A 5170-nucleotide genomic window follows, 5' to 3' on the forward strand; every position below is an offset into this window, starting at 1 on the left:
CTAGGTACTTTTTTTGCGTGTCGCTAGGTACTTTTTTTGCGTGTCGCTAAACCCTTATAAAATAAGGGTTTATCCATCAACTAGGTACTTTTTTTGCACCCTAGAGAATATAAGAGAATATATATAGAGATAATATATAGAGAGAACTTTTCTTTTTTAATTTATATAAAAAAAGAACCTAGCCTTCATCAACTAGGTTCTTATATACTCATCTATTATTTTTTACTTTTATTAAATTCTTTTTGGCAATCTATATACCATAAACAAACTTTATTTGTACATTCTTTTTTAGAATAACAAGGACTATTGCCTTCTTTTTCTTGCAATATATGTATCATGTTAGCTTTTCTTATTTTTTTAGGTAGCTGTATACTTCTATTTTTAGCTATAGATTGTATATCTTTTATAGTTGGCATCTAAAATCAACCTCACTTTTGGACATTAGCGGACATTTTTGGACATTTTAAAATTTTAGTTTGACAAAATAAAATATAAACTTTAAACTTTAATTAACTATTATTTTAATTTTAGAACGTACAAAAAAGTAAATAAAAATACAGGTGCTTATATAAGTATCCCCATACTCATATAAGCAGATAATCGGAAACCGCTTTTTACTGGATAATCGTTTTGGCAATAAAAAACATTTCCAACATCTTTTTAACCTGCATTGTTATTTGTTAAATTAAAAATAGCTATAGAGAAACTATAACTGTTAAATTTATTATAACAAAGCAGGACTAGATTTGTAAAGATAAAAGTATACAAATTGTTGCACTTTTAATTTAGATGAAGCATAGCCGATTATGTATTTTTGGCTATGCTTTTTTCGTTCCAAAAAGGAGCGTTATAAAATGGGCGTATATGTACATAAATCTATATTGGAATTAACTGACTTAAAAAATAGAGAAAAACTTGTTTTTGCTTATCTTTTAAGTTTAAAATTGAAAAAAATAAATTTAAGCAATAAAGAAATAGCTTTAACTTTAAATTTTTCTGCCATTGAAATAAAAAAAATTGTCTTGTCTTTAAAAAATAAAAAATATATTAGCTTAGTAGGAAATACAACTAAGAGAGAAATAAAAATTAAAAAAAATCTTGAAATGAAATTTGAAAAGGCTACATTTAATGGATTTAATCTTGATGATGATATCTTAAAACTTGATTTAAATACAACTAAAAAGTTCATTTTAGCGGAAATTAGAAGCTTGATAAGTTCTAAAAATGGTAAATGCACTGCTAGTAATTTACACATTGCTAATTTATTAAAATTGAAAGAGAGAGCAATACAAACGGCATTATTCGAGCTTGAAAACGGTGGATTTTTAATACGTGTTTTAAAAAATGTTAACGGAAAAACAGAACGTACTATAATTTTAAATTTAAATAATACTGCGACAACTGATGAAGCAGAAGCATCAACAAAAGAAAAAGAAGTTAAAGATAAAGATGAAGCAGAAAAACAAACAAATAAAGATGTTTTAGCGATATTTGAAAGTTTTCCAAAACGTCCAATAATGTCAGAACTTAAAATTGAAGAACAGAAAAGCCTTTGCTTGCCAATTTTACAATCTAAAACTAAAGAGGAGCTAGATTTTATTAAATTCGTAATTGATTTTAATGTTAAAAATAATGAGAGCTGGAAGGCTGGTTTTATGCCATATATGTACAGATTTTTAACAACGGATAAGGAAAAATATTTTTGTGAAGAAATTAAAAACGAATTTAAAATATTTAAAAATAAACAAACAATAAAAGTAAATGCTAATTTACAACTTTTAACTTTAAGATTAGAACAGGATTTATTTTATTTTTTTGCAGAGTTAGAAGATAATATTTGGGAAAATTTTACGAATGAAGAACTTTGGGAAGAATTTATAAAAATTAATAAAAATACTTATCTAAAATTTGATAAAAGTGTAGTTAAAAAAGAGGGATTAAAAAGAATAAAAGAATATAGACCACCGAAATTATTTTAAGTAAAAAAAGATGAATAGTTAGGCGAAAGTTAATTATTTTGCCTACTTTCTTAAAGTAGGCGCACTTAGGTGTTTCTTTAGAAACACGGTGCGTCCTGCGGAGCTTTTTGAAAATTTTTTTGAAGAAAATTTTTGTTAAATTTGATAAAATTTAACTTAGAAAAGGAGATAAAAAAATGGCAAGTTATCACTTTTCCGTGAAATGCGGAAACTACAATGGAAGAAAAACTTCTGCTACAAATCATTTAAATTACATCAATCGAGATGGACAATTCAAAAATCTTGACAAAAAAAATAATAGTAACAAACAAGTGAATGAATGTATTTATAAAGAAAATTTTTTACCAGCATGGGCAGAAGGTAGTGCAAAAAAATTTTGGAGTAGTGCAGAAAAGTATGAACGTGCAAATGCTTGTGTTTACAAAGAATTGGAATTTAATCTGATGAACGAGTTAACACTTAAAGAAAATTTAAAAATAATAAATGATATATTAAAAGTTGAACCCATGAATAAATTTTATTATAGTTTAGTGATACACGACAAACAGAAATCTGCGATTAGTGGAGAACGAAATTTACATTGCCATTTAATGTTTTGTGAGCGAGAAATTGATGGAATTGAAAGAGATGCCAAAACTTTTTTTAAAAGATACAACTCTAAAAATCCAACATTAGGCGGAGCAAGAAAAAGTATTTTGTTTAATGATAGAAAGATTGGTAAACAAACTGTAAAAAATTTACGAGATGAATATGCTAAGATTGTTAATACGATTTTAAAAGAAAATAATATTGAACAAACAATAAGTAGTAAAAGTTTAAAAGAACAATATGAGGAAGCAATAAAAAAAAGAGATTTATTAAAAGCAAAAATCTTAGATAGAGAACCCGAAAGACACTTAGGAAGAAAACTTTCCAAAGATGTAAATTTAAAAAAAGATTTACTAGAAATTAGAAGCTTTAATAAAGAAATATTATCCAAACTTAACTCCCAAAAAGAAAAAACTGTTAATTCTTTTAATAGATATACAGCACTACAAGTTGATAATATATTGAAAAATTTTTCTCAAGAACTTACAAATAATATAAGTAAATTACAAAAAGATTTAGAAAAGATATATCCTAAAGTTATAAGTGAAAAGCAAGCAAAAATAATGGCTGTAGATATAGCAACTAAAGGTAAATATAAAAAATTTCGAGAACTGATAACTAAAATTAAAGATAATAATGATGATATAAATAAACAATATGCTATAAATCTAAAACAAGATATAGTTAATTATTTAAGCAAGCCAGAAGTTAAAATGTATATAAGTAAAATAGTAAATGGCATATTAGAAAAAAATCTTCCGATTAAAAATAATTATAATAAACTTAATAGCAATTTAAATAAAATGCGTTTACAATTGCATACTATTGGTAAATTAAGAAAAGCTACTGGAAAACAAATAAAAGCCGATAAAGGTAAAAATATAACTTATGAAGTTAAAGCAAAAGATAATTTAAGTACAGGTGGTGCAGGTGATACAAATTATAATAAAATTAATAATGCAAAAATTTTAGCTGAAGCTTTTGCAGGTAATTATTCTTTGGGTGCATTGGTAGCAAAAATTGTAGATGATAAATATGATGAGTTTAGAGATAATATTACAAGTAATAAAGCAGATAGATTATCTCAAGAAACAGATAGTGCTTTAAGTTTATAGAAAGTAGAAAGGTTGAATAAAATGATAGATAAAGAATTAAAAAAAGCCGATGAGGAAAGAAAAAAGATAGAAAAAGAACTGGAAGCGTTAATTTTAGCTAGGAAAGAGAAGCAAAAAAAATTAAGAAAAGCTATTGCGAATAAAAAAAAATTATTAGAAAAGAAGCTAATTAAAGATATAAAAGCTCTTGGTTATAAAACAGATACAGAGAATAATGTTAAAAACATAATAGGTATATTGTATTTTTATTTGTGGGCTGAAGAAAACAATCCACAATTACATATGCTTATTAATAAAGTAGTTATGGATTTTAAACGCAAAACTAAATAATAAAAAAACCTGCTGCTACTAAGAATCTTAAAATAGAATCTTAGCAGCTGCAGGTTTTTTTATTGCTATTTTTCGTAATAAAAGTTAATTGTAAGCGTTTTTTTAGCATAGTTTATATAAAACATTGGTGGCGTTGGCTTTGGCAATAATCCTTTTTCTTCTAATTTTCTAGCTTCTTCTTGCAAAAATTTCTGTATTTCTTGCATTAAGTTTACAAAATTTGTTGTTTCTACAACTTTTTTACACTTAAAATCTATTAAATTTATTTCATGTTTAGCTGTATCACCATTATAGGAAGGTTCTTTTAAAATTTTTATCTCTACAGGATAATTTATCAAATTCTTTTTTAACTCACTTAATTCATCTTCAATTTTCTTCATTACTGCATTAAGTTTTTTTCTTTCTTGGCTTGTATCTATTAAATAGTTTTGTTGCTTTCTAATAAGCCTAACTTCTTTTCTACTTAATTTAAAATACTCTCTTTCTAATTCCCTAATTCTTTGCTTTTTATCGTCCATTTTATATACCTGCAAACAACTTTCTTAATCGCCTTACTAAATCCGTGTTTGGATAAAAACTACTGGTAGAGCTATAGGCTTCATTTAGCAGGCAATCATAATAATTTATATCATCATTTTTATATAATTCTACATTTACAAAATCTTTTTTTACTGTTTTATCTAAGTTTTGCCATTCTAATTCTACAGTCTTTAATTTCTGCTTAACTTCTTTAACAGCATTTTTATATTGTACTATGGTTTTTTTAGGTAAACACATTTTAACATCATCTCACTTTTTTATGCTATAATCATCATGTTGCTTTACCAAATCTCGGCAACGGGAGGAGGTGTATTTTTTGTTTAACATCTGTGATTTTCTTATTTCTATTATGGCAGGTTTTGTATCAGGATTAATGGTACATTATTTTTGCAAGTGGTTAGATAGTTATAAGACTAAAAATAAAAGCAACTAGCCCATAGCTGGCAAGCTCTAAAATGCAAAAAACCTCGAGTAAAGTTTGACCGCTTCTCGAGGTTTTTTTATTTTGTTTAACATCTGTGTTTGTATTTTTATTATAACATATTATTTTCACAACTTCAAACAATAACTAGGTACTTTTTTTGCGTGTCGCTAAACCCTTATAAAATAAGGGTTTTT

Annotated in this window: 6 protein-coding genes; 3 read left to right on the plus strand and 3 right to left on the minus strand. The window is 25.8% G+C overall.

Annotation, left to right across the window (positions count from 1 at the left end; translation table 11 throughout):
- Positions 1–215: 215 nt before the first annotated feature.
- Entirely contained in the window at positions 216–416 is a 201-nt protein-coding gene (locus tag BMX03_RS10880; RefSeq protein WP_091695382.1) for a hypothetical protein, read from the minus strand.
- Positions 417–854: 438 nt separating this feature from the next.
- Here BMX03_RS10880 and BMX03_RS10885 point away from each other — a divergent pair, with 438 nt between their 5' ends.
- The 3 genes from BMX03_RS10885 to BMX03_RS10895 all read left to right on the plus strand — a co-directional run bounded on the left by BMX03_RS10885 (position 855) and on the right by BMX03_RS10895 (position 4012).
- Positions 855–1979, plus strand: coding sequence for a hypothetical protein (locus BMX03_RS10885; protein WP_091695385.1), 1125 nt, complete (start codon positions 855–857; stop codon positions 1977–1979).
- A gap of 176 nt (positions 1980–2155) precedes the next feature.
- Entirely contained in the window at positions 2156–3682 is a 1527-nt protein-coding gene (locus BMX03_RS10890) for a MobA/MobL family protein (RefSeq protein ID WP_091695387.1), read from the plus strand.
- A gap of 21 nt (positions 3683–3703) precedes the next feature.
- On the plus strand, positions 3704–4012 hold the full coding sequence (locus BMX03_RS10895) for a hypothetical protein (protein ID WP_091695390.1): 309 nt from the start codon (positions 3704–3706) through the stop codon (positions 4010–4012).
- A 65-nt stretch (positions 4013–4077) separates the two neighbouring features.
- Here BMX03_RS10895 and BMX03_RS10900 read toward each other — a convergent pair whose 3' ends face one another.
- Positions 4078–4530, minus strand: a complete 453-nt coding sequence (locus BMX03_RS10900; protein ID WP_091695393.1) for a hypothetical protein — start codon at positions 4528–4530, stop codon at positions 4078–4080.
- 1 nt (position 4531) lies between these two features.
- Positions 4532–4789 carry a BAR domain-containing protein gene (locus tag BMX03_RS10905; RefSeq protein ID WP_091695396.1) on the minus strand — a complete coding sequence of 86 codons (258 nt, stop codon included), beginning with the start codon at positions 4787–4789 and terminating at the stop codon, positions 4532–4534.
- Positions 4790–5170 lie beyond the last annotated feature (381 nt).

The sequence above is a fragment of the Megamonas sp. Calf98-2 genome (assembly GCF_900110235.1).
Taxonomy (GTDB): Bacteria; Bacillota; Negativicutes; order Selenomonadales; family Selenomonadaceae; genus Megamonas; species Megamonas funiformis.